This is a genomic window from Bacillus sp. Bwzl_19 (genome assembly GCF_054900515.1).
Map to the genome: position 1 here is coordinate 2,360,532 of NZ_CM142729.1, position 23,172 is coordinate 2,383,703.

24 protein-coding genes and 1 other annotated feature are annotated in these 23,172 nt (G+C 47.5%); of the genes, 3 read left to right on the forward strand and 21 right to left on the reverse strand.

The features are described 5' to 3' along the window. Window positions 1-6 precede the first annotated feature (6 nt). Both hisS and ACW5MY_RS12575 read right to left on the reverse strand, forming a co-directional pair. Window positions 7-1,281 carry a histidine--tRNA ligase gene (gene hisS / locus ACW5MY_RS12570; protein ID WP_013353026.1) on the reverse strand — a complete coding sequence of 425 codons (1,275 nt, stop codon included), beginning with the start codon at window positions 1,279-1,281 and terminating at the stop codon, window positions 7-9. Window positions 1,282-1,355: 74 nt separating this feature from the next. Beyond that, window positions 1,356-1,600 (reverse strand) — a binding site (T-box leader). Between the two features lie 60 nt (window positions 1,601-1,660). Beyond that, entirely contained in the window at window positions 1,661-1,831 is a 171-nt protein-coding gene (locus ACW5MY_RS12575) for a YrzK family protein (protein ID WP_014470770.1), read from the reverse strand. A gap of 130 nt (window positions 1,832-1,961) precedes the next feature. On the opposite strand from ACW5MY_RS12575, the gene ACW5MY_RS12580 reads away from it, so the two are divergent. After that, window positions 1,962-3,515 carry an SH3 domain-containing protein gene (locus ACW5MY_RS12580; protein ID WP_014470771.1) on the forward strand — a complete coding sequence of 518 codons (1,554 nt, stop codon included), beginning with the start codon at window positions 1,962-1,964 and terminating at the stop codon, window positions 3,513-3,515. Window positions 3,516-3,543: 28 nt separating this feature from the next. On the opposite strand, the gene dtd is transcribed toward ACW5MY_RS12580, so the two are convergent. The 8 genes from dtd to ACW5MY_RS12620 all read right to left on the reverse strand — a co-directional run bounded on the left by dtd (window position 3,544) and on the right by ACW5MY_RS12620 (window position 12,864). Beyond that, window positions 3,544-3,987, reverse strand: coding sequence for a D-aminoacyl-tRNA deacylase (gene dtd / locus ACW5MY_RS12585; protein WP_013353029.1), 444 nt, complete (start codon window positions 3,985-3,987; stop codon window positions 3,544-3,546). A gap of 12 nt (window positions 3,988-3,999) precedes the next feature. Continuing rightward, window positions 4,000-6,204: a GTP diphosphokinase gene (relA, locus tag ACW5MY_RS12590; RefSeq protein ID WP_289393775.1), complete on the reverse strand. Its 2,205-nt coding sequence runs from the start codon at window positions 6,202-6,204 to the stop codon at window positions 4,000-4,002. A gap of 158 nt (window positions 6,205-6,362) precedes the next feature. Further along, window positions 6,363-6,875, reverse strand: a complete 513-nt coding sequence (locus ACW5MY_RS12595) for an adenine phosphoribosyltransferase (protein WP_013353031.1) — start codon at window positions 6,873-6,875, stop codon at window positions 6,363-6,365. Window positions 6,876-6,880: 5 nt separating this feature from the next. After that, window positions 6,881-9,238, reverse strand: a complete 2,358-nt coding sequence (gene recJ / locus ACW5MY_RS12600; protein WP_013353032.1) for a single-stranded-DNA-specific exonuclease RecJ — start codon at window positions 9,236-9,238, stop codon at window positions 6,881-6,883. Between the two features lie 55 nt (window positions 9,239-9,293). Next, window positions 9,294-9,620, reverse strand: a complete 327-nt coding sequence (locus ACW5MY_RS12605; RefSeq protein WP_013353033.1) for a LapA family protein — start codon at window positions 9,618-9,620, stop codon at window positions 9,294-9,296. A 63-nt stretch (window positions 9,621-9,683) separates the two neighbouring features. After that, window positions 9,684-10,181: a cation:proton antiporter regulatory subunit gene (locus ACW5MY_RS12610; RefSeq protein WP_013353034.1), complete on the reverse strand. Its 498-nt coding sequence runs from the start codon at window positions 10,179-10,181 to the stop codon at window positions 9,684-9,686. Between the two features lie 130 nt (window positions 10,182-10,311). Further along, window positions 10,312-12,531 (reverse strand): protein translocase subunit SecDF, encoded by a 2,220-nt coding sequence (gene secDF, locus ACW5MY_RS12615; protein ID WP_289393776.1) that lies wholly within the window; start codon window positions 12,529-12,531, stop codon window positions 10,312-10,314. A 36-nt stretch (window positions 12,532-12,567) separates the two neighbouring features. Further along, window positions 12,568-12,864 (reverse strand): post-transcriptional regulator, encoded by a 297-nt coding sequence (locus ACW5MY_RS12620; protein WP_013353036.1) that lies wholly within the window; start codon window positions 12,862-12,864, stop codon window positions 12,568-12,570. Window positions 12,865-12,978: 114 nt separating this feature from the next. Between ACW5MY_RS12620 and spoVB the strand changes: the two genes are divergently transcribed. Continuing rightward, complete coding sequence (gene spoVB, locus ACW5MY_RS12625; RefSeq protein ID WP_013353037.1) at window positions 12,979-14,535, forward strand: stage V sporulation protein B; 1,557 nt, start codon at window positions 12,979-12,981, stop codon at window positions 14,533-14,535. Between the two features lie 7 nt (window positions 14,536-14,542). Here the strand turns inward: spoVB and ACW5MY_RS12630 are convergent, their stop codons facing one another. Continuing rightward, window positions 14,543-15,199, reverse strand: a complete 657-nt coding sequence (locus ACW5MY_RS12630) for a DUF421 domain-containing protein (RefSeq protein WP_013353038.1) — start codon at window positions 15,197-15,199, stop codon at window positions 14,543-14,545. A 166-nt stretch (window positions 15,200-15,365) separates the two neighbouring features. Between ACW5MY_RS12630 and ACW5MY_RS12635 the strand changes: the two genes are divergently transcribed. After that, on the forward strand, window positions 15,366-15,752 hold the full coding sequence (locus ACW5MY_RS12635) for a TIGR04086 family membrane protein (RefSeq protein ID WP_013353039.1): 387 nt from the start codon (window positions 15,366-15,368) through the stop codon (window positions 15,750-15,752). A gap of 52 nt (window positions 15,753-15,804) precedes the next feature. Here ACW5MY_RS12635 and yajC read toward each other — a convergent pair whose 3' ends face one another. From yajC to safA, 10 genes are all read right to left on the reverse strand, one after another. After that, entirely contained in the window at window positions 15,805-16,065 is a 261-nt protein-coding gene (gene yajC, locus ACW5MY_RS12640; RefSeq protein ID WP_003152695.1) for a preprotein translocase subunit YajC, read from the reverse strand. 31 nt (window positions 16,066-16,096) lie between these two features. Beyond that, on the reverse strand, window positions 16,097-17,242 hold the full coding sequence (tgt, locus tag ACW5MY_RS12645; RefSeq protein ID WP_013353040.1) for a tRNA guanosine(34) transglycosylase Tgt: 1,146 nt from the start codon (window positions 17,240-17,242) through the stop codon (window positions 16,097-16,099). Window positions 17,243-17,269: 27 nt separating this feature from the next. Beyond that, window positions 17,270-18,298, reverse strand: a complete 1,029-nt coding sequence (gene queA / locus ACW5MY_RS12650) for a tRNA preQ1(34) S-adenosylmethionine ribosyltransferase-isomerase QueA (RefSeq protein ID WP_013353041.1) — start codon at window positions 18,296-18,298, stop codon at window positions 17,270-17,272. Window positions 18,299-18,323: 25 nt separating this feature from the next. Beyond that, the gene (locus tag ACW5MY_RS12655; protein WP_013353042.1) at window positions 18,324-18,524 is read right to left on the reverse strand and encodes a DUF2905 domain-containing protein; all 201 of its coding nucleotides are present in this window, start codon (window positions 18,522-18,524) and stop codon (window positions 18,324-18,326) included. After that, window positions 18,517-19,521 carry a Holliday junction branch migration DNA helicase RuvB gene (gene ruvB / locus ACW5MY_RS12660; RefSeq protein ID WP_013353043.1) on the reverse strand — a complete coding sequence of 335 codons (1,005 nt, stop codon included), beginning with the start codon at window positions 19,519-19,521 and terminating at the stop codon, window positions 18,517-18,519. Before ruvB ends, ACW5MY_RS12655 begins: the two co-directional genes overlap by 8 nt. 10 nt (window positions 19,522-19,531) lie before the next feature. Further along, entirely contained in the window at window positions 19,532-20,137 is a 606-nt protein-coding gene (gene ruvA, locus ACW5MY_RS12665) for a Holliday junction branch migration protein RuvA (protein ID WP_003152683.1), read from the reverse strand. Between the two features lie 134 nt (window positions 20,138-20,271). Beyond that, the gene (locus ACW5MY_RS12670) at window positions 20,272-20,748 is read right to left on the reverse strand and encodes an intercompartmental signaling factor BofC (RefSeq protein WP_038463270.1); all 477 of its coding nucleotides are present in this window, start codon (window positions 20,746-20,748) and stop codon (window positions 20,272-20,274) included. A gap of 165 nt (window positions 20,749-20,913) precedes the next feature. Beyond that, window positions 20,914-21,033: a hypothetical protein gene (locus tag ACW5MY_RS12675; protein ID WP_014470775.1), complete on the reverse strand. Its 120-nt coding sequence runs from the start codon at window positions 21,031-21,033 to the stop codon at window positions 20,914-20,916. A gap of 125 nt (window positions 21,034-21,158) precedes the next feature. Further along, the gene (locus ACW5MY_RS12680; RefSeq protein ID WP_014470776.1) at window positions 21,159-21,752 is read right to left on the reverse strand and encodes a YhcN/YlaJ family sporulation lipoprotein; all 594 of its coding nucleotides are present in this window, start codon (window positions 21,750-21,752) and stop codon (window positions 21,159-21,161) included. Window positions 21,753-21,900: 148 nt separating this feature from the next. After that, window positions 21,901-23,052 carry a spore coat assembly protein SafA gene (gene safA, locus ACW5MY_RS12685; protein WP_289393777.1) on the reverse strand — a complete coding sequence of 384 codons (1,152 nt, stop codon included), beginning with the start codon at window positions 23,050-23,052 and terminating at the stop codon, window positions 21,901-21,903. Window positions 23,053-23,172: the final 120 nt, after the last annotated feature.

The window sequence follows — 23,172 nt, forward strand, 5'->3', positions numbered from 1 at the left end:
TCTCCTTCACTGCTTTTGATCTGCCTTTAACACTTGTATCAGCTCGTCTAACACCACTTCACGCTGCTCTCCTGTTTCCGCATCTTTTACATTGATTTTATTTTGGGCGAGTTCATCTTCCCCTAAAATCGCAATAAAGCGTGCGCCGAGACGGTCAGCCGTTTTGAATTGGCCCTTCATTTTTTTGTTTTCATAATCGATTTCACTTGAGATGCCAGCTTCTCTCAGTTTGTACACGAGAGAAACGGAATAATCCTTCGCTTTTTCTCCGAGCGTCACGATGTAGCAGTCAATCCCCTGATTGACAGGAAGCTCTGTTTTCTCAGCGTCAATGGCTGCCAGCAGACGTTCGATGCTCATCGCAAATCCGATACCCGGCGCTTCCGGTCCGCCGATCTGTTCGACAAGCCCGTCATAGCGGCCGCCTCCGGCAAGGGTTGTAATCGCTCCGAAGCCTTCCGCATTGCTCATGATTTCAAAAGCGGTATGGTTGTAGTAATCAAGCCCTCTCACAAGGTTCGGATCAATTTCAAACGGAATGCCGAGCGCCGTGATGTACTGCTGCACCTTTTGGAAATATGCGGCTGATTCTTCATTTAAGTAATCAAGAATTGACGGAGCCGTTTTCATCAGCTCATGCTCTCTGTCTTTTTTGCAATCAAGAATTCTGAGCGGGTTTGTGTGCAGCCGCGACTGGCAGTCTGAGCAAAATTCTCCGATACGCGGTTCAAAATGTTTGACGAGCGCTTCCCGGTAGGCTTTGCGGCTGTCCTGGTCGCCCAGGCTGTTCAGAACAAGCTTGACATTTTTCAAACCGGCTTTACGGTAAATACTCATTGCAAGCGCGATGACTTCTGCATCCACGGCCGGATCTTTGGAGCCGATCGCTTCAATTCCGAATTGATAGAATTGACGGAAGCGTCCCGTCTGCGGACGTTCGTAACGGAACATCGGTCCGACATAATACAGCTTCGTCGGCTGCACCGGATTTGCAAATAATTTATTTTCATTGAACGCGCGGACTGCAGCGGCCGTTCCTTCCGGCCGAAGCGTCAGGCTTCTCCCTTTACGGTCTTCAAAAGTGTACATTTCTTTCTGTACGATATCTGTAGACTCACCGACGCCTCTTGCGAATAATTCCGTATGTTCGAAGATCGGCGTGCGGATTTCTTTATATTGATAAGTGCGGCACGTCTCTCTCATAATTTGTTCGACGAACTGCCATCTGTCTGATTCACCCGGCAGTATGTCCTGTGTGCCTCTTGGAATGTGATATGCCATGTTACAGGCCTCCTTAATGTCTTTCTTCATTAAAACATGAAATAAAAAAACTCCCGCCCCTACTATACATGTATAGTAGGGACGAGAGTTATACCCGTGGTGCCACCCTAGTTGGAATGCCGAAGCATCCCCGCTCTGACCGTTAACGCAGGTTCACGTCCGCTGCCTAATGACTGATGCCCTTTTCCGGCAAAGCGTTCAGCAGGGAACCTCCGGAGTGTTGTTTCGAGAAAGATGCAGTGCGGATCCGCTTTCAGCCTGGGACGGTTCCTCTCTTCTCCATGCATTCTGACCTACTCTTCTCCATTATCGGTTCAAAATCGTTATCATGACTTATGTACATCAATTTCTATTATAATAATGGGATTGCACGCCCCTGTCAAGTTTTATTCCGTCTGTTTTTCCTTGCGACCGCTTCTTTCGATAAGAGACCGAACTCCGTTGCCGTCTCTTCAAGAAAACCGTCCTTCTCTCTATCGCTCTGATCACTGAAGTGAAGATTTCCTTCCGCATCGTGCAGCGCGCGTCCCATTTTTGGTTGAAATTTCATGATTTGCACACCTTTTCGCTGTATTTATGACTAGTATAAACAAACTATTTTATTTTTATTTAACATTCAGCAAGGAAAATGCGATATTATACAAGAATGTATTTTAGTTAGTTCAGAAAGGAGGACAGCCATGAGTAAGAGAACTCTTGTTCTTATTTTATGCGGCGTCATCATCACAGCGCTTCTTCCGTCATTCCACACCGCAGTCGCCGCAGAGGGAGAAGCGGTCATCGCGACAGACAAGATCAATGTCAGAGGCGGTCCCGGCCTGAGCTACGAAATTAAGGCTGAAGTAAAAAAAGGGGAAAGATACCCCATCCTCAAGGAAGAGGGAGACTGGGTGCAGCTTCAGCTGAGCCCCGGTAAAACCGGATGGGTCGTTTCCTGGCTGATATCAAAAACAGCCGGAGGAGCAGACAATGCATCCGCAAAAAGCGGAACGGTCACTTCCACTGACCCTGACCTCCGCATCAGAAAAGGCCCGGGGACATCATATGAAGTCATCGGCAAGTTTCCGCAAGGCGCACATGCATCCATGCTGGACAAGAACAGCGGATGGGTGAACATTTCTTATCAAGGCACAACCGGATGGGTTTCTTCCGAATACGTCACCGCGGACAGCGGCGGATCGGATACGAAAGCAAATTCGTCCCAAAGCGGTTCAAAGAACGGGACCGTCGGCGTTTCTTCATTGAATGTCAGAAGTGCAGCGTCACATGATTCAGCCATTATGACTAAATTATCACGCGGAACAAAGGTTTCCATCTTAAGCGAAGATCACGGCTGGCTGAAAATTGAAGCAAACGGGCAAAGAGGCTGGGCAGCAAGCCACTACATCATAAAGGATTCTGACTCATCGGACAGCGCGGCCGGTTCGGGAGACAGCTCAGACACCTCGAAAAAAGCGTATATCGTTTACGGCGGCACCAACTTAAGGAGCTCAGCCTCGACTTCCGCTTCTATCGTAAAAAGAGCGGATAAAGGCGCAGCCTATCCGATTGTCGGCTCAAGCGGCAAATGGTATGAAGTCCGGCTAGAAAACGGACAAACAGCATATGTGGCAAACTGGGTCGTGCAAACGTCTAAAAGCGGTGAAGAAACAGGAGAAGCACCTTCTCCCAACACGTCAGGCGGCAGCGGCTCACTTAAAAATAAAACGATCGTCGTTGATCCCGGACACGGAGGTAAAGACAGCGGAACGATCGGCTACTCCGGAAAGTTTGAAAAAAACGTAACGATTAAAACCGCTAAGCTGCTGGCCGGGAAATTGAGAGCGGCCGGTGCAAACGTGTATATCACAAGGCAGGATGATACATTTATCAGCCTGCAGGCCAGGGTTTCAACCTCCCATTACAGGAATGCGGATGCCTTTATCAGCATCCACTATGACAGCTATGCCGATACGTCAACAAGAGGAAGCACCGCTTATTATTACAGTCCGTCTAAGGACCGGCAGCTTGCCTCAGACGTCCATTCTGAAGTAGTGAAGCGTTCGCCTATCCCCGATCGCGGCGTACTGTTTGGAGATTATTACGTCCTGAGAGAAAATAAACGGCCTGCCATGCTGTATGAGCTCGGCTATCTCAGTCAACCGCAAGAAGAAACAATCATACATAGCGGCTCTTACCAGGAAAAAGTGACAGACGGAATTGAAAGCGGATTGGAACATTATTTTCAATCATAAAAAAAAAGCTGCCAAACGGCAGCTTTTTTTATTGTTTAGAATCCATAATCAATGTAACGGGCCCGGAATTTGTCAGCTGAACATCCATCATGGCCCCGAATATTCCGGTTTCCACTTTGACTCCTTTTTCCCGAAGAAGTTCGTTCCACTTTTCATAAAGGAGCAGAGCCTGATCCGGTTTCGCCGCATTCATAAAATTCGGGCGTCTCCCTTTCTTCGTTTCGCCGTAAAGCGTAAACTGGGAAACTGATAAAATCTCTCCGCCCGTATCCAAAAGCGATAAATTCATCTTGCCGCTCTCGTCATCAAAAATCCGGAGATTCACGATTTTATCGGCCAAGTAGGCGGCATCTTCCTCTGTATCTTCATGAGTGACGCCGACAAGCGCCATAATGCCGGGTCCGATCCGGCCGGCGACAGCGCCGTCAACTGTCACACTTGCATCTGTTACACGCTGAACAACTAATTTCATAGCAAGCTCCTTTTAGTTCATTACCCGGCGGACTGAATATATGTCTCTGATCTGCTTAATCCGCTCGACCACTTTGTGCAGATGATTGATGTTTTGAATAAAAATCGCCATATGAATCGTAGCGACTTTATTGCGGTCGGATTTGCCCGAGACAGACGAGATGTTGGTTTTCGTTTCGTTTACGGCCTGAAGCACTTCATTTAACAGCCCGAGACGGTCATACCCCAGAATCTCAATCTCAACGTTATATTCTTTGCGTCTTTGAACTTGTGATTCATGCTCCCATTCAACAGGGATCAATCGTTCCTGCGCTTCATTCGTTTTTACGTTCGGACAGTCATCACGGTGAACGGATACACCGCGCCCTTTTGTAATAAAACCGACAATATGATCGCCTGGCACCGGGTTGCAGCATTTCGACAAACGGACGAGAAGGTTGTCGATGCCTTTCACGCGCACACCCGCTTCCCGTTTTCTCCCTTGCGGATACTGTTTCGGCTCGGAAGTGACTTCCTGAACGATTTTTTCCTGCTCTTCCTGATCACGCAGCTTCCGTTCTTTTTCGGTGAGCCTGTTTGCCACCTGCAAAGCGGTAATCCCGTTATACCCGACCGCCGCGTACATATCCTCTTCATTTGAGAAATTGAACTTGTCGGCAACCTTTTGAAGGTTTTCGAGCGTTAAAACTTCCTTCACTTCAAAATCAAGATTTTTAATTTCTTTTTCGACCAGCTCACGGCCTTTTTCGACATTTTCTTCACGGCGCTGTTTCTTGAAGAATTGGCGGATTTTGTGTTTCGCCTGTGACGTCTGTGCGAGTTTGATCCAGTCTTGACTCGGACCGTATGAATGCTTGGACGTCAGGATTTCGACAATGTCGCCCGTCCGGAGCTTATGGTCAAGCGTCACCATTTTCCCGTTCACTTTCGCTCCGATGGTTCTGTTGCCGATCTCGGAGTGAATCCTGTAGGAAAAATCAATCGGTACAGAGCCTGACGGCAGTTCAATGACATCGCCTTTTGGCGTAAATACGTATACCATGTCAGAAAATAAATCGATTTTCAGCGATTCCATAAATTCTTCCGCATCGGTAGATTCGTTTTGGAATTCCAGAATTTCGCGGAACCAGGACAGTTTTTTCTCAAATGTCGCTTCTTCGTTTGCAGCCTTGCCTTCTTTATATGCCCAGTGTGCAGCCACCCCGTATTCAGCGATCTCATGCATCTCAAACGTTCTGATCTGCACTTCCAGCGGATCGCCTTTAGGCCCGATTACTGTCGTATGCAGGGACTGATACATATTCGGCTTAGGCATCGCAATATAATCTTTGAATCTGCCCGGCATCGGCTTCCAGCACGTATGAATAATGCCGAGTACGGCGTAGCAGTCTTTAATGCTTCCGACAAGAATACGGACGGCGAGCAGATCATATATTTCATTAAACTGTTTATTTTGCAGCGCCATCTTGCGGTAAATGCTGTAGATGTGCTTCGGACGGCCTGAAAAGTCCGCTTTGATATTCACTTCTTCGACGCGTTTTTTCACTTCATTGACAACCTCATCGACATAAAGTTCGCGTTCCGCGCGCTTTTTCTTCATGAGGTTAACGATTCTGTAATATTGCTGAGGATTCAAATAACGGAGAGCGGTGTCTTCAAGCTCCCATTTGATTTTAGAAATCCCGAGCCGATGGGCCAGCGGAGCGAAAATTTCCAGCGTCTCATTTGAAATTCTCCGCTGCTTTTCCTGCGGAAGATGCTTTAACGTCCGCATATTATGAAGGCGATCCGCCAGCTTGATCAATATGACTCTGATATCCTGAGCCATAGCGACAAACATTTTTCGATGGTTTTCCGCCTGCTGCTCCTCTTGAGATTTATACTTAATTTTACCGAGCTTCGTTACACCGTCGACAAGCATCGCCACTTCTTCAGAAAATGCTTCCTTCAGGTCATCGAGGGTGACATCCGTGTCCTCGACCACGTCATGCAGAAATCCGCCCGCAATCGTGGAAGGGTCCATTTCCAGATCGACGAGGATTCCCGCCACCTGAATCGGATGAATGATGTACGGCTCACCTGATTTGCGATACTGTTCGCGATGCGCGTCTTGCGCATACAGATAAGCTTTCTCAACAAACGCAATCTGCTCCTCCGGCAGATAAGTGCGCGCTTTATCTATTACTTGCTCGGCAGTCAATACTTGTTCGTTCGCCATGGAATCACCTTTTTTAAATGTAAACTGTATTAGTTTATTATCAAGAAAAAAACGAGAGATGTAAAGGGCAGAAGTTCAAAACACCTAAAGAATCTGTCAGGATGATGAAATAATAGGAAAAAAGCACCCTGACACGAGTGCTTTTTTCCATATGCGGTTTAATATTTCATTAGTGTTAAAATATCGTAATCGTCAAGCTTTGCTCTGCCGTCAAGGTAAGAAAGCTCAATTAAAAACGCAATACCGGCTACGACGCCGCCAAGCTCTTCCACAAGCTTAATCGTTGCTTCGATCGTTCCGCCTGTTGCCAATAAGTCATCAGTAATCAGAACGCGCTGTCCCGGCAGGATCGCATCTTTATGAATGGTCAGTACGTCTTTGCCGTACTCCAAACCGTAATCGACTTTAATGACCTCACGCGGAAGTTTTCCTTCTTTCCGAACCGGCGCAAAGCCGACTCCGAGCGCATATGCGACCGGACAGCCGATAATGAAGCCGCGCGCTTCGGGCCCGACAACTAAATCAATTTCTTTTTCTTTTGCATATTCAACAATTTGGTCAGTCGCGTAACGGTATACGTCGCCCTTGTCCATCAATGTCGTAATATCTTTAAATTGCACGCCTTCTTTCGGGTAATCGGGCACAATTGTTACGTATTTTTTAAGATCCATCTGTTCTATGTCCTCCTCGTACTTTCATAAGCCTCTGAACCTTGGTTCATCAGCTTATTCAGCCATTCCTTCAGCTCATGGGCTGCGGAATAATTGAGCTTCTGGTCTAATTCCATCAGCTGCTGTTTTACCTGATAGGTTTGCGAATCTGCGAGGTCGCGTTTTTTCGCGCCGCTCACGACAGACAGCACACCATCTTCTATTTTAACAAAACCGAGATCAAAAAACACCTTTGTCATGAAATTGATTGTGTCAATTGACCATCCTCTGTGTCTCGCAAGCTCTGAACCATGCTTGCCTAAGTTAAAAGTGCCCCTTTTCAAGAGAAATGCGTAAAACCACTTGAAGTCATTCCGCGATGGAAATGAGGACAGGAAATGTTCTTCATGATTAATAAAAACAAAATAAATCCGTTCCGGCTTCTTCCCGTCAAGCAAACGCTGGAGGCGGTCCGCTGATGGCGGCACATCCAGAAAAACGGCATACTTTCCGTCAAGCGGAAGAGCTTCTGCTTCGGATTCCGACGTGATCTCAGCCAGCTCACCCGAAAGCTCGGCACGGAGCTTTCGGGCGGTTTTTTCGTTAAAGCTGATGAGCACCCGTTTTTCCTTAGGCAGCGCAGTGACCGTATCTTCCCACATCCGCTTGCCCCTGATATCAAAAAGCTGCCATTCCGGCACCGCAGCATCTTTAATCATCAGCTGGGGTTTCTTTCTGTTGTTCCATTCATTAATAGACATCTCGCCGACAATGGAAATCGTTGATCCGGGAACAATCCCGGCTTCAAGCTCTCCTTTGTTAAAGCCGACGCAGTCGAGAGCGGCGGAATCATTTTTCACCGTCATTTTCACGTGATTTTTATTTGCTCCGATCAGGCGCACCTCATCAAGCACGGCGTTTTCCACCATCACATGAGGTTTAGGGTTTAGCATGCCGAACGGCGACAGCATATTCAATTCTGTAATGCTTTCAACGGTGATGTCTTCGACGCCGCAGACAAGATCAACCTCCTGAACGGGGATAAAATCCTCTTCGGTAAGGGTTTCTTCAGCCATTTGATTCAGCCGATCCCTTAAATCCGCCACATCTTCAGCCTTCAAAGTCATTCCTGCGGCCATCGGATGTCCGCCGAAATGAGGAAGAATGTCTCTGCACTGTGACAGGCTCGTAAAAAGGTTAAAGCCTCTGATGCTTCGCGCCGACCCTTTGGCGATTCCCTGCTCCTCATCCATCCCCAGCACAACAGCGGGCCGGTAAAAGCGTTCAGCCAGCTTCGATGCGACAATACCGACAACTCCCGGATTCCAGCCGGCTTTTGCCACGACAATGGCAGAAGGGTTTCCGCCTTGCTGCTGAACCATTTCAACAGCCTCTTCGGTCATGGTTTTCACCATTTTCTGCCGCTCTTTATTCAGCCGGTCAATATCCGAAGCCAGCTCCTCCGCTTCAAACTGGTCATCGGTCATCAACAGGTGCACCGCGGGATCAGCCTGTTCTATTCTTCCGACGGCATTCAGCCTCGGTGCGACCTGAAACCCGATCGTTTCCTCATCGGCTTGTCCGATATCTCCGCCGGAAAGCTTAATCAGAGCTTTGAGACCCGGCCGATTTGTCGTCCGAAGCCTTTCGATTCCAAGCGACGCTATTAATCTGTTTTCATCATGCAGCGGCACCAGATCAGCAACCGTACCGATCGCCGCCAAGTCCAGCATAGCTTCCGGCAAAGAACCCGTAAGCGCGTGGGCAAGCTTAAACGCCACACCGACGCCGGCCAATTCTTTAAACGGATAGCTGCAGCCCGGCTGCTTCGGGTGGATAATCGCAAATACGTCAGGAAGCTCGGGTCCCGGCTCATGGTGGTCGGTAATAATGACGTCTAAACCGAGCTCTTTTGCGACTTCGGCTTCATGAACGGCGGCGATACCCGTATCCACTGTAATGATGAGCGAAAATCCCCGCTCTTTTATGGAGCGGAAAGCTTGTTCATTCGGGCCGTAGCCTTCTGTGAAACGGTCGGGAATATAAAAGTCAACGTTCGCTGACAGCTGTCTGAGCGCCGTCAGCATCACTGACGTGCTTGTAACGCCGTCTGCATCGTAATCTCCGTAAATCATAATCGGTTCCCCGCGGGAAACCGCCAGCTTTATCCGATCAACTGCTTCCCGCATTCCCTTTAATTCATACGGGTCATAAAAGTCTGCATCCTTTGTATGTAAAAACAGCCTTGCACTTTCGGCAGTATCAAAACCTCTTTTTACAAGCAGCGATGCCACAAGAGGTGTTATGTCCAATTGTTCTGTGAGTGATTTGACCTTTTCCTTATCCGGCTGCTGGATTTCCCAGCGCATTTTTGACGCTAACATAAATTCACCCCTCAACCACCCTATTATACTAGAGCGGACTGAGGGGTTTCAAATGTTATTCTGATCCTTTTTTCTCTTCCAGCATTTCTTCCGGCGGAGCGGCTGGTTTTCTGACGTCCGGATCAGCCGGCAATTCAGCAGCGGATCTGTTTTCTTTCCGCAGCATTTTAATTTCACGCTTCAGCTTCATCACTTGAAATATACCGGCTGAAAACACGATCAGCGCCCCCATTAACACAGAGCCTAAAATGACTAAAATCAGCGGCCATTCAGCGGTTCCGAACAGATAATCAACCTCAACCGCCCGCACGTTAATGACAGCAAAAATGGCGACAATCAGAGTAAATAATAAAGCGAATATAATAGTCCATTGTTTATTCATGCGTCAGCCCCCAATTATTAATTCTTATCTTTTCCCTCATTTTCCTGCGGGTAAACCCCGGGCTCAGGACATCCGGGCCGTTAACTGCTCACGAACCAGCTTTTTCAATCCGCTTCTTTCCCCAGATAAGACGAGGGTGTCCCCTTCTTCAATCACGGTATCAAAGGCGGGAGTCAGCTGTTTTTGCCGGTTTTTCTTCACGATCGCAATTACCTGAACGCCGTATTGTTCCTTGATATCCAAATCTCCGATTGTGCGGCTGACAGCCGGCGCATGAGATTCGGCTTTAAACCACTCAATGACGAGGTCGTCAAGCGCAACTTCCACAGATTCCAGCGCTTTCGGTTTATACGTCATCCCCCCTAAAATAGCGGAGATCTGCCTCGCCTCTTCATCGTTAAATTCAACGGATGCCAAGCACTCGTCATGATCATCCTCATCGAAGTAATAGAGCTCTCTTCTGCCGTCATCATGAAGAATAATACTGATTTTATCGCGATTTTTCGTAATGACTTCGACTTTCTGGCCGATGCCCGGAAGCTCCGACTCACGAACGTTCATAAGAACCCTCCTACATGTTTTTACAGTGATGATTGATTATGTAAGCGTATGTCATTATAGCAAATGCAGGTTTTAAGTTCAATGCAGCTTGAAAAAACAGGCTGTCTTCTGCAAGACAGCCTGTTTCCCATTACTCTTCGATTGATTTTTTCGATTTAAATTCTTTTCCTTTCCATACAAGCCACATCTGTGCGGCGATGTAAAGAGAAGAATAAACACCCGTCAATAAACCTATCAATAAGGCGACGGAGAAGTTTGTAATTGACGATGACCCTAAAATGAGCAGCACGACGACAACAATCACTACGGTTAAGACCGTATTAATCGAGCGTGTAAAGGTTTGCTGCAAGCTCAGATTCACGATGTGTTCCAGATCGGCAAATGACTTCGGCTTGCGCTTTTTCATCTGCTCGCGTATCCGGTCAAATGTAACGATCGTATCATTTATCGAGTAACCGATAATGGTGAGCACAGCGGCGATAAAGGTGACGTCGACCTCCAGCCTTGTAATGCTGAAAAACGCGACGATAAAGAAAGCGTCATACAGCAGGGATACAATTGCGGCGACAGCCATTCTGTACTCAAAACGTATTGACACGTAAATAATGATGCCGATTGATGCAATTGCCACGGCATATAAGGCATTACGGGCCAGCTCTTTTCCGACTGTCGGCGATACCGTGCTGACATTCGGTTCAGCTCCGTATTTGTCCTTAAAGTACGTTTTGATTTCAGCGATCTTTTCTTTAGATGGCTCTCCGACAAACCGGGCCGCGGCGACATGGTTCTCTTTACCTGAGAGCACTACGTTTTCCGGGTCCATGCCGAGAGAGTCAAAGTCTTTTTCAACCTGCTGCGCCGTCAAGGCATGATTGCTCTGCACGTCAATCCGCGCGCCGCTTGCAAAATCGATTCCCAGGTTGAGTTTAAAGATCAGTAAGATGATAATTCCCGCAATAGTCACAGCACTTGAGAAAATAAAGAAGTATTTTCGTTTGCTCGTGAAATCCCATTTTTGGAACGCCGTATGCGGTTCAGTATTTTCATCTGTTTTCTGGATGTCCATAATATGTTTTTTCTTGACGCCGAACCAGCCTTTTTTCCGGTCAAGCCATCTGCTTTCCACAAGAAGGGAGAGCAGGAATCTTGAAAGGAAGACAGCTGTAATAAAGCTTGTCAGAATTGACAAAATCAGCATCGTCGCAAACCCTTTTACAGAGCTTGTCCCGAAAATAAAGAGCACGACCGCTGCGATGATCGTTGTGATATTCGCATCGAAAATCGTCGCAAATGACCGTCTGTTCCCTGAACGGAAAGCCGAGCGGACGGATTTTCCGAGTTTCAGCTCTTCTTTTATCCGTTCATAGGTGATGATATTGGCGTCAACCGCCATCCCTACACCCAAAATGAGGGCCGCGATACCCGGAAGTGTCAGCACCGCCTGCATCCAGTCAAACACTTGAAGCGTAATATACACATATACAGAAAGCGTGATAACCGCAATGAGACCCGGCAGTCTGTAATAAAGCAGCATAAATAAGAAAACAAGTGCAATCCCGATGATGCCGGCCTCTACCGTATCATGTAAAGCCTGCTGTCCGAATTGCGCCCCTACTGAAGTAGAGTATTTTTCGGTCAGTTTCACAGGCAGCGCGCCCGCGTTTAAAATATTGGCCAAGTCCTTTGCTTTTTGAACGGTGAACTGGCCTTCAATTGTGACATCCTTCGTATTTAATTCCTGGCTCACATTCGGAGCGGATACATATTTCGGATGTTTTTTGCCGACTTCTTTTTTAAATGAATCGCCTTTTTGATAATCAAGCCAGATGACGAGCTGATTATTAGGCGCCTTTTTCTTGACTTTTTTCGTCACTTCTCCGAACTTGTCCGCATCCTTCAGCTTCACGCTGACAATCGGTTCGTTCGTCGTCGGATCGAAAGTTTGCTTCGCGCCGTTTTCAACGAGATCAGAGCCGTTTAAGAGCTCTTTATCATTCGTGTCCCTGAACGAGAGCTGCGCTTCCGTTGACAGAATTTCGCGCGCCCTGTTCTGATTCGTGACGCCCGCCAGCTGTACGCGGATGCGGTTGTTCCCTTCAATCTGAATGTTCGGCTCGCTTACGCCGAGAACGTTAGCCCGGCGGTTCAGCGCCTGCACCGTGCTGACAAGCACGTCTTTTGTGATTTTATCGCCTTTTTTGACGGGCTGCACATCGTACAGAACTTCAAACCCGCCGCGTAAATCCAATCCTAACGTAATATTTTTGGCAGCCGGCTTTGTAAAATACCCCAGCCCTGTGCCGATCAATAATACGATCAGGAAAAACGCAATCAAGCGTCCTTTTTTCATTATGTATTTCCTCCTTAAACCTATGCCGTCAAATCATTATCTCAGCAGTTCATCCAAAGCTTCCTGACCTTCATCGCTTTCCAGCCAATTAGACGACTTAAAAGCTTCGACGGTTGCATAGTTCATAAAATCGCCAATTTTAACTGATAAAATATCGCCGGCCAATTTATACAGCGGCAGTTCCGTTTTCTGTTTCCACTTTTTATGTATGAGGTATGACCATAAACTCTCATGTTCAACATCATCGTATCCGAGGATTTTGAACTCTTCAAGTTTACTGTACAAAAAAGGCCGCAAATGATCTTTATACATTTCGGCGGGATGTTTCTCCACTGGGCGCTCGCTCCTTTTTCCCTTTTTCTCGAAGACTTGTCATGCTCGGACGACATCGGCGCATATCCTTATTGTATATGATTCCAGGTAGTTTGAGAAGGCAGGGGTTGTAAAATGGCAAAACAGACTTTTTTAAGGGGCACTCTTATTCTCATCACAGCCGGGATGATTACAAGAATGCTCGGCTTTGTCAACCGGGTGGTCATCGCCCGGTTTATCGGTGAAGAAGGGGTCGGATTGTACATGATGGCTGCCCCGACATTTTTCTTGGCCACCACTTTGACCCAATTCGGCCTCCCTGTTGCCATCAGCAAGCTTGTCGCTGAAGCAAGCGCCCGGGGGGACCGGGAAAAAATGAAACATATTTTAGTGATGTCGCTTACCATCACCGGGATATTAAGTCTCATCTTTACGCCGCTGTTTTTATGCTTTGCGCCGATTATGGCCGAAACGATGCTGACTGATCAACGCACGGTTTACCCGCTTTTGGCGATTACGCCCGTCGTGCCGATTATCGCAATCTCCAGCGTGCTGCGCGGTTATTTTCAAGGCAGGCAGAATATGAACCCGCTGGCGTTTTCCCAAGTGCTTGAACAAATTGTGCGGATTTCACTTGTCGCGGTCTGCACGACGGTGTTTCTGCCGTACGGAATTGAATATGCCGCGGCCGGAGCCATGATTTCGTCTGTCATCGGGGAGCTCGCCTCTCTTATTTATTTATTCATTTGTTTCAAGGCCAAAAAAACAATCAGAATCAGAAAACAATTTTTCAAGTCGATTGCAAATGGAAAAGAAACCTTCCGCCAGCTGATGAGCGTGTCGCTTCCGACAACCGGAAGCCGCTTCATCGGAAACTTGTCTTGGTTTTTTGAACCTATTGTCGTCGCGCAGAGCCTTGCGATTGCAGGAGTGGCCACCGCTGCTGCCACCAGCCAGTACGGGGAGCTGACCGGTTTTGCCATGACGGTTTTGACGCTGCCCAGCTTTATAACCTATTCTCTGTCAACAGCGCTTGTTCCTGCGATCAGTGAAGGAATGGAGCAAAAAAAGCTGCAAGTTGTCGAATACCGTCTGGAACAGGCGATGAGGCTGTGTCTTTTAAGCGGGGGCATTTCAGTGGTTATTTTATTCTCTTTCGCTGATGAGCTGATGTCCGTCATGTACGGATCAACGAATGCAGCGGTATTTATTAAAGTGATGGCGCCGTTTTTTCTGCTTTATTATTTTCAGGGGCCCCTTCAAGCGGTGCTGCAGGCGCTTAATTTAGCCGGGGCCGCCATGATGAACAGTTTTATCGGCGCCGCTGTTAAAACAGGCCTTATTTTTGTGCTGGCGACCAGGCCTTCGCTCGGCATTATGGGCGCGGCATTGGCGATTGTGACGGGAATGGTCCTCGTCACCCTGCTGCATGCGGCCACTGTAAGCAAAGTGCTCCCGATCAGCATTAAAATAAAAGAATACGCGCTCTGCTTTGCCGTCATATTCATTTGCGGCTATGTGAGCCGCATTATAAAGCACGCCGTTCATTTTTCAGGGTCAGAGGCTGTTAATCTCACAGGATGGATTGCAATGACCGTGATACTGTACATTGTGCTTCTGCTGATATTCAGGCTGATTAAAAGGGAGGAGCTGATCCGGATTCCGGTCATCGGCCGGTTTGTGATGCGGTGAGTCCGGTTTAAGGCTCCCCTTTTTCATTTTTGATATCAATAAAAAAAGCCCCGTCTGTAAACGTGCAGAATGATATTTCCGAAAGATCGCGATATCCTCTTTTTGCTAAATTTTTTTCGAGCCAGTGTTTGTCTTTCCCGATTCTGTCTAAATGCTCGTTTTGAACGACTCCATCGACAATGAGCGGGGTTTCCAGCTGCTTATCCTTATTGTTTTTCTTTTTGACGATTGACAGTTTTCCTGATGACTCTAAAACGGCGTATGACACGTCAGAAATTCTTTCGATGTTATTTTCCCTCAGCTGCATCAGAAGGTCGTCAAAATTGTAGCGCTGTGATCTCATCGCCCGTTCGTCGATTTTTCCCTGTTTAATGATAGTGGTTGGCTTGCCGTCAAGCAGCTGCCGTATTTTTTGGCTTTTGAGCGAGACAAAAGCAAGGCTTACCTGAATAATCATTAAAATGACAATCGGCACAATGGTATGCAAAAGCTGATCCTCTACATTTTCAATTGCCAAAACCGCTATTTCAGCAATCATAATGGAAACGACAAAATCCAAAATGCTCAGCTCTCCGATTTCCCGCTTTCCCATCAGCCTGAAAATCACAAGAATGATGATGTAAAGCACTATTGTACGAAACGTAATAATGAAAATATCTCCCATATCGCACCTCCAACGGTCATAGCATTTGCCATCCGCTCTGTTTTATGTAAGAAATGAGCTGAACATGATGCTTTTACGTCTAATCCGAACATTCAGAGAATACATTTAGAAAAAGACAGGCTCCGGCTTGTCATATGTCAGGCCGCAGGGCGGGGAGGAGATAAAAATGGAAGAAACAAAACAAGTGGGAAAAGGCGTCTTGTACGGCTTAGTAGCTATCTTTGCAGTGATGCTGCTGACGAGTTTGGCGATTTCACTGTTACTGACGGTCACCTCAATGGAAGAGTCATCTTTCAGCTGGCTGATCACCGCGCTTTCTTTTCTATCTTTATTTGCGGGCGGTTTTATTTCCGGCGGCAAAGCGAAAGAAAAAGGCTGGATGATCGGAGCGTTAACCGCCGTTTGTTTCTCGTTAATCATCTTGCTGTTTCAATATTTAGGGTTCGGAAAAACGTTTACATCCGGGCAGCTTTTGTTTCACCTCGGCTTTTTGGGAGTCAGTATGCTGGGCGGGATTTTCGGAGTGAATTTGAAAGGAAGCAGATCAGCGTAATAAAAAAAAGAGCGGATTCTCCGCTCTTTTTTAGTATGTATGAGCTTCGCTGTTACTCAGCGGAAGCTTCTCTGATTGCGCGGCGGTCAAAAGTTAAACGGGTGTTATCACCTGTTTTAATGACGACCTTGCTCTCATCAATTGAATCAACAGTGCCGTGCAATCCTCCGATTGTCACCACTGAATCTCCTTTTTTCAGCTCTTCCTGCATCTGGCGTACAGCCTTCTGCTGCTTTTGTTGCGGACGGATGAGCAGGAAATAAAGCACTGCAAACATTAAAATAATAGGAACGATTGTACCTAAAGTACCCATCTGTTTCCCTCCTTTCAAAAATGGTTTTTATTTAGAAGCTTTTCGCATTTGGCTTATTATAGCCGTAACGCTCAAAGAACTCTTCTCGGAAATCACCAAGACGATCCTCCCGGATAGCTTGTCTGACCTGCTCCATTAAGTGTAACAGAAAATGAAGGTTATGGTAAGTTGTTAATCGAATTCCAAACGTTTCATTACAGCGGATCAAATGTCTGATGTAAGCGCGGGAGTAATTTTTGCATGTATGGCAGCTGCACTCTTCGTCAATCGGACGGAAATCGCGCTCATATTTGGCATTTTTCATATTCAGGCGCCCTTCACTCGTGAACACCGTGCCGTTTCGGGCAATCCGGGTCGGCAGCACGCAGTCAAACATATCAACGCCGCGGATGGCGCCGTCAATTAAGGCATCCGGTGAACCCACACCCATTAAATATCTCGGCTTGTCCTTCGGTAAAAGCGGAGTTGTAAACTCAAGCACTCTGTTCATGACGTGCTTCGGCTCGCCGACAGATAATCCGCCTATGGCATAGCCCGGAAAATCAAGCGAAACCAAGTCTTTGGCACTTTGTGTCCGCAAGTCTTCGTACTCTCCGCCCTGTACGATTCCGAACAGCCCCTGCTCATCAGAGCGTCCGTGCGCCTTCAGGCAGCGTTCGGCCCAGCGGCTGGTCCGTTCCACAGAGCGCTTCATGTAATCATACTCTGCCGGGTACGGAGGGCATTCATCAAACGCCATCATGATATCGGAACCGAGGGCGTTTTGAATTTCCATCGCTTTTTCCGGAGATAAAAACAGCTTGTCTCCGTTTAAGTGATTGCGGAAATGAACGCCTTCTTCTTCTATATTACAAAACTTACTTAATGAAAAGACCTGAAAACCGCCGGAATCCGTTAAAATCGCGCGGTCCCAGTTCATAAACTGATGAAGCCCGCCTGCTTCTTTTACGATGTCATGTCCCGGGCGGAGCCATAAATGGTACGTATTGCTTAAAATAATACCCGCATCCATAGATTTCAGCTCGTCCGGAGACATCGTCTTCACCGTAGCAAGCGTGCCGACCGGCATAAATACAGGCGTCTCAAAGGAGCCGTGGGGCGTATGAACTCTGCCCAGACGCGCTCCCGTTTGTTTGCATTCCTTTATAAATTCATAACGTATCGGTTGTTCAGCCATTTTGTATGAGGCCTCCTGTCATTCAAATTAGATAATCAGCATGGCGTCGCCAAAGCTGAAGAAACGATATTCCTCTTCTACCGCATGACGGTAGGCGGAAAGCACATGCTCTCTGCCGGCAAGCGCAGAAACAAGCATGATAAGCGAGGATTTCGGCAGATGAAAATTAGTGATCATGCCGTCAATCGCTTTAAATTCATATCCCGGATAAATGAAGATGGACGTCCAGCCGCTTGAAGCGGTGAATACGCCGTCATGCTCGCCGGCAATGGTTTCAAGGGTGCGCGTTGATGTCGTTCCGACCGACACGATGCGTCCGCCCGCCTTTCTGACCTCATTTAAAGAGGCGGCGGTTTCTTCCGTCATTTCATAAAATTCCGCATGCATGTTATGCTCTTCCACATCATCCGCACTGACTGGGCGGAAAGTGCCGAGCCCCACGTGAAGGGTGATAAATTCAATCCGCACGCCCTTTTGCTTCAGCTCGTCCAGGATCTCTTCCGTAAAATGAAGTCCGGCCGTCGGGGCGGCGGCAGAACCGATTTCTTTTGAAAAGACGGTCTGATACCGCTCTTTATCATCAAGCTGCTCTTTAATATAAGGAGGCAGCGGCATTTCACCGAGAGATTCAAGCACTTCATAAAAAATCCCGTCGTACCGGAATTTTATTTTTCGGCCGCCATGATCAAGCTCCTCCGTACAGACCGCTGTCAGCCGGCCGTCGCCAAATGTCAGAATCGTACCTTTTCTTACGCGTTTCGCCGGCTTTACGAGCGTTTCCCATGTATCGTTTTCTTCCTGTTTTAATAAAAGGAGCTCCACTTTCGCTCCCGTATCTTCTTTTGTGCCGAATAATCTGGCGGGCAGCACACGGGTATTGTTCAAAACGAGACAATCCCCTTCTTTAAAAAAGCTGACAATCTCTTTAAATGAACTGTCCGTCAGTCCGCCCGTCTGTTTGTCAAGCACCATCAGCCGCGATGCGTCACGCTCTTTCAGCGGCACTTGGGCAATGAGGCGTTCAGGCAGTTCAAAATCAAATAAATCGACTTTCATCATTTCACCTTTATTCTGTCTATTGTTATTTCATTCTGCCGAAAAAATTGAGCAGAATGGATAGTATCACACTGATCACAATACAAGTGACAACGGGAAAGAAAAATGTGACATTTCCCTTCTTAACGAAAATATCTCCGGGCAGCCTTCCGACAAAGTGCCAGACTGCGCCGACAATAAGCAAAACAGCACCGAGAACCATGAGAATCTTCGGAAATTCAGTCACAGGCGGGTGCCTCCAATCGAAAATGCTCATACACAGCCGGGGTCACGACCCGTCCTCTCGGCGTCCTTTGGAGAAATCCGATCTGAAGCAGATACGGTTCGTACACATCCTCTATTGTATGCGGTTCTTCACCGATTGTCGCGGAAATCGTATCAAGGCCGACGGGACCGCCGCTGAATTTTTCAATCATGCCCATCAGCAGCTTATGGTCAATATGGTCAAGGCCGAGTGCGTCGACTTGAAGACGTTCGAGCGCGTCGTGAGCGATTTCTTCCGTGATGCGGCTGTCACCTAGCACTTGGGCAAAATCTCTCACCCTTCTGAGAAGCCGGTTTGCAACCCGCGGCGTTCCCCTTGACCGTCTGGCGATTTCCAAAGCCGGGGCTTCTTCGATTTCAACTTCGAATACTTCAGCCGTTCTTGACACGATATCTGTCAGTTCTTCCTGCGTATAGTATTCAAGGCGGGACAGCACCCCGAACCGGTCTCTGAGCGGCGCGGTCAATAAGCCGACCCTGGTCGTCGCTCCTACCAGCGTAAAAGGCGGAAGGTCAAGGCGGACGGAGCGGGCGGACGGGCCTTTTCCAATAACGATATCAAGGCAGAAGTCCTCCATCGCCGGGTACAGCACTTCTTCGATTGACCGGTTCAGTCTGTGAATTTCGTCTATAAACAGCACATCCCCGGGTTCGAGCGCCGTCAGAATGGCTGCCAAGTCTCCCGGTCTTTCGATAGCGGGGCCTGACGTCGTCCGCATCTCCACACCCATCTCATTGGCCACGATAGACGCGAGCGTTGTTTTTCCGAGACCCGGAGGCCCGTATAAAAGAACGTGGTCAAGCGTTTCCTGCCTCATTTTCGCCGCATCGATAAACACGCGCAGATTTTCTTTTACCTTCTGCTGCCCGATGTACTGGGCGAGGTTCTGCGGCCTGAGGCTTTGCTCGATTATTGATTCATGGCTGTCTGCTTCACTTGAAACGAGCCGTTCATCCATGAACATCACCTTACTTTAATAATTTTTGCAATGCTTTTTTCACATATTGGTCTGTTGAAAGCGCCGTTTCCTCTTTTAAGTGAGGAAGCACTTTTTTAATTTCTTTTTCGGCGTAGCCGAGTACCCTGAGCGCTTCAAGCGCCTCATCAAGCGCCGTTTCAGCCTCTTGTTTTTCAATGCGCGCTTCATGATTGAACAGGTTGTCAATCATTTCAGGCACGACATCGGCCAGTTTGCCTTTCAAATCAAGAATAATCTGCCGTGCCGTTTTTTTGCCCACACCAGGAAATTTCACCAAAAAGGCTTCATCTTCCTGTTCGATCGCTTCGATGACGGCTCCCGGATCACCGGAACCGAGAATGGCGAGCGCCCCTTTCGGACCGATGCCGGTGACATTCAGCAGCTTTGTGAAAAGCGCTTTTTCTTCCCGGGTTGAAAAGCCATACAAAGAAAAGGCGTCTTCTTTTATATGATGATACGTAAAAATGGTCTCTTGATTGCTTACCTTATAAATAAACGGATTCGGAGTGAAGACCTGATAGCCGATCCCGCCGTTTTCAATCACGATGTATTGGGGCGATACGTAATCAATCGTCCCCTTCACGAATTCAATCACACCTATTCACCTCTTTGACTGCTTATCATTGTAACACAAAAACAGCCAAAGTCTTATAGAAAAGTTAACGTATGTTCGCTTTGACACTTTTCATTCAGAAAAAAAAGACATGTGTAACATGTCTTGCGTCAAAGTCAGCCGCTGTAAGTCTTAATATGATCGATCACGCTCTCAAACTCCGCTTTTGTCCTGTACGGTATACCGTGTTCCAAGTGCTTTTGCAATCGGCTTTCCAGCCGCTCTAAATCAATCTGAAAGAAAGACTGGATCGGTTCCGCCAGCGATCCGGGACGGCCGTGAAAAGTGGAAATGACGCCCCCGTCTGTGACACCGATATAACCGTTTACTTTACTGAGCGGAGAAATATCATCAACATGCTTACGGAAAAGGACGAAGCCTTTTTTTTGCTCAACGAGCGTCCAGCCGGCATATGCGGCCCAAAAGTCCTCCATCGCCAAAACGGTTTCATCCGTATGCTCAATGCCGACATCACCATCCAGATAGACCTTCTCCAGCTGGACATGCACCCGAAGCGGCCCGTAATGCTCAACCTCTGCCCCGTATGCGGCGTTTCCTCCGCAAATCAGGACTGCTGCTGATAAGATAAGCATAAACAAAAGACGCACACCGCAAATTCGTTTCACCAATAACACCTCTTTATTCAATCAAACTCTTGATGCTAGTTTGACCAAAGATGCCGGTGCTTAATCGTTTTCTTTCTATTGTCCGTTTCAGCCGAAAAAAACAGCCCTCCAAACGGAAGGCTGCCCCGATGATTAAGCCCGGCTGGCTGAAATCAGTTTCATTTGTCCGGGCGTCAGTTTGAGGCGGTATCCTCTTACAGTCAGATACACAGTTTTTGTCCCGCTGCTATTGTCATGCTCTGTTTTTTTCATCCCGGCCCCTCCGTTACGTTTTATATTGCTTTTATGATAACAGCGCAATATAAAGAGCGTTTTAAAAATATGTAAAGAAATGATGAAAAAATACTGCCGGATGGAATCATCCGGGCAGTCTAAGTCTAACGGCTGTTTTTGTTCATGTCTTGAAGCTTTGTAAAAGTCGCGTTATCGGTAAACACTTGAATTGTGCGGCCGTCCGCGAATTTTTTGGCTGCATGCTTGACATGTTTATCATCATTTTTTGTAAATGGATGATTTGTTCTGACAGCAATGACGACTCTCGTGTCAGTCACGATGACCTGACTGTCCTGTACGCCTTTTACTTTCTTCACGCGGTTTGCAATTTTTGCCGCCATTCTGATGTTTTCGGCATTGTCATACCCATTATAAGACATCGCGGCCGGCGGCGTATTGACGTTGCGGCCGTTGTATGTGCCGTCCGTTGTTAACGGAACCCCGTTATTCGGCGTATTTTGGTAAGACACGTTTGTCGTATTTCGGCGGCCGTTTCGGTTTTCCATCATTTCAGAAACAGGTCCTTGATGGTCCATGCCGTACTGGCGTCTGCCGTTATCATTATCATTTGAATAATACCCGACCGGACGTGTTGTCTGATTGTAGCGTCCGTCATTCATGGCATTATTTGCTCCGCATGCCGTTAAGCTTGCCGTCACGGCTAAAACGCCTGCGATCGTCATCAATTTTTTGCCCAATGGAAAAACCCCCCGTGGATTCATCGCTGTGTGAGCGTTTTTTCGCTCATGTTTAGGATGTGCGGCCGACGGCGGGTTTAAGCTTGTCAGTTATGACCATTCCACATTTGGACATAAAAAAGGGAACGACATACATCGTTCCGAAACATCAATCTTCTTCTTCCTCCGGCCGTCCGAATACTTGATTTGGACTCGGCTGATTAGGCGAGACATTGGGATTTGCTCCGCCGTAAGGCATAAAATATCCGGCATTTGCCCCCACATTCGGATATGGCTGCACAGGCATATTTGCATAATGATGATGAGACCCGTGGTGATGATGGTGATGATGTGAATTATCATGACAGCCGCAATCATCATCCTTATATTTTCCATCGTGATGAGGCGCGTTTGCGTGATGTGACGGATATCCGCCGTAATACGGCATGTAAGCGTACGAAGCACCTCCGAAACCGCCATAATGCTCTGCGTTTTCATGAGCCTGGTTTTCAAATTCACCATAACCGCCAAATCCCGGGTGGAATCCGTACGAATATGGCATCGGCATTACCGGAAAGCCTCCAAAACCGCCGAAACCTCCGCCTACCGGGAAGAACGGGTGGCATAATCCCGAACCCGGCAGCATCGGCGTCACCGGAACCGGACAAGGACAAGGCATGCACGGCATCGGGTAATGCATAAACGGTTCAACGGCCGGCATATTCGGAAACGGGACATTCGGAATGTTTGGCATATTCGGCAGATGATAAGCGGCGTTTTCTTCTTCCATCTTTCCGACTTCAGGCGCCTTTGGCATATTCGGGTAATTCGCGTTTTCCATGTTGATCATTGCCTCCTGTTGTGGAATGTTATTGTCATACTCCTTCTCTTTCGGCTCGACAAAATGTGTCACCGGTTCCTCCGGCTTAGGAGGCGACCACGGCTGAAACAGCTGATTGGACGGATAATGTTGATTCATATCAGCTTCCGGCAGCACATTTTCATGTTTTTCAGGGATCGGCGGCACATACGGAATTGACGGCTTTGGTTCTTCCGCTATGGTGTCTTCGATGTCCACAACTGATTTCGGTTTTTCTTTAGCATATGGATGCTCATGCTTATGCGCAGACGTTCCGAAGTTTGCCTTTGGCTCTTTTCTGACCGGAACGGCTTCTGAAGGCACCTTTATCTTCATTCCAGGCATAATTAAGTCTGGATTGCTAAGCTGATTATTCAATTTTTTTAATTCTTCAAAATCAACTCCGTATTTTTCAGCTATTTTCCAGAGCGAATCGCCTTTTTGAACGATATGAATTTTCAACGTTTTCCCCTCCTATGCACAAAACGTGAACGGTACATTTGTCATTACAATACGTTTCTTCACACTATATGCAGGCGAGCTGGGCATGATGATAAAAAATTTGGAAAGGAGGGGAGTTTT

Coding starts and splice junctions, on each gene's coding strand:
- hisS (WP_013353026.1), bottom strand. CDS start 1,281: ATGGCATATCACATTCCAAGAGGCACACAGGACATACTGCCGGGTGAA.
- ACW5MY_RS12575 (WP_014470770.1), bottom strand. CDS start 1,831: ATGAAATTTCAACCAAAAATGGGACGCGCGCTGCACGATGCGGAAGGA.
- ACW5MY_RS12580 (WP_014470771.1), top strand. CDS start 1,962: ATGAGTAAGAGAACTCTTGTTCTTATTTTATGCGGCGTCATCATCACA.
- dtd (WP_013353029.1), bottom strand. CDS start 3,987: ATGAAATTAGTTGTTCAGCGTGTAACAGATGCAAGTGTGACAGTTGAC.
- relA (WP_289393775.1), bottom strand. CDS start 6,204: ATGGCGAACGAACAAGTATTGACTGCCGAGCAAGTAATAGATAAAGCG.
- ACW5MY_RS12595 (WP_013353031.1), bottom strand. CDS start 6,875: ATGGATCTTAAAAAATACGTAACAATTGTGCCCGATTACCCGAAAGAA.
- recJ (WP_013353032.1), bottom strand. CDS start 9,238: ATGTTAGCGTCAAAAATGCGCTGGGAAATCCAGCAGCCGGATAAGGAA.
- ACW5MY_RS12605 (WP_013353033.1), bottom strand. CDS start 9,620: ATGAATAAACAATGGACTATTATATTCGCTTTATTATTTACTCTGATT.
- ACW5MY_RS12610 (WP_013353034.1), bottom strand. CDS start 10,181: ATGAACGTTCGTGAGTCGGAGCTTCCGGGCATCGGCCAGAAAGTCGAA.
- secDF (WP_289393776.1), bottom strand. CDS start 12,531: ATGAAAAAAGGACGCTTGATTGCGTTTTTCCTGATCGTATTATTGATC.
- spoVB (WP_013353037.1), top strand. CDS start 12,979: ATGGCAAAACAGACTTTTTTAAGGGGCACTCTTATTCTCATCACAGCC.
- ACW5MY_RS12630 (WP_013353038.1), bottom strand. CDS start 15,199: ATGGGAGATATTTTCATTATTACGTTTCGTACAATAGTGCTTTACATC.
- ACW5MY_RS12635 (WP_013353039.1), top strand. CDS start 15,366: ATGGAAGAAACAAAACAAGTGGGAAAAGGCGTCTTGTACGGCTTAGTA.
- yajC (WP_003152695.1), bottom strand. CDS start 16,065: ATGGGTACTTTAGGTACAATCGTTCCTATTATTTTAATGTTTGCAGTG.
- tgt (WP_013353040.1), bottom strand. CDS start 17,242: ATGGCTGAACAACCGATACGTTATGAATTTATAAAGGAATGCAAACAA.
- queA (WP_013353041.1), bottom strand. CDS start 18,298: ATGAAAGTCGATTTATTTGATTTTGAACTGCCTGAACGCCTCATTGCC.
- ruvB (WP_013353043.1), bottom strand. CDS start 19,521: ATGGATGAACGGCTCGTTTCAAGTGAAGCAGACAGCCATGAATCAATA.
- ACW5MY_RS12670 (WP_038463270.1), bottom strand. CDS start 20,748: ATGCTTATCTTATCAGCAGCAGTCCTGATTTGCGGAGGAAACGCCGCA.
- ACW5MY_RS12675 (WP_014470775.1), bottom strand. CDS start 21,033: ATGAAAAAAACAGAGCATGACAATAGCAGCGGGACAAAAACTGTGTAT.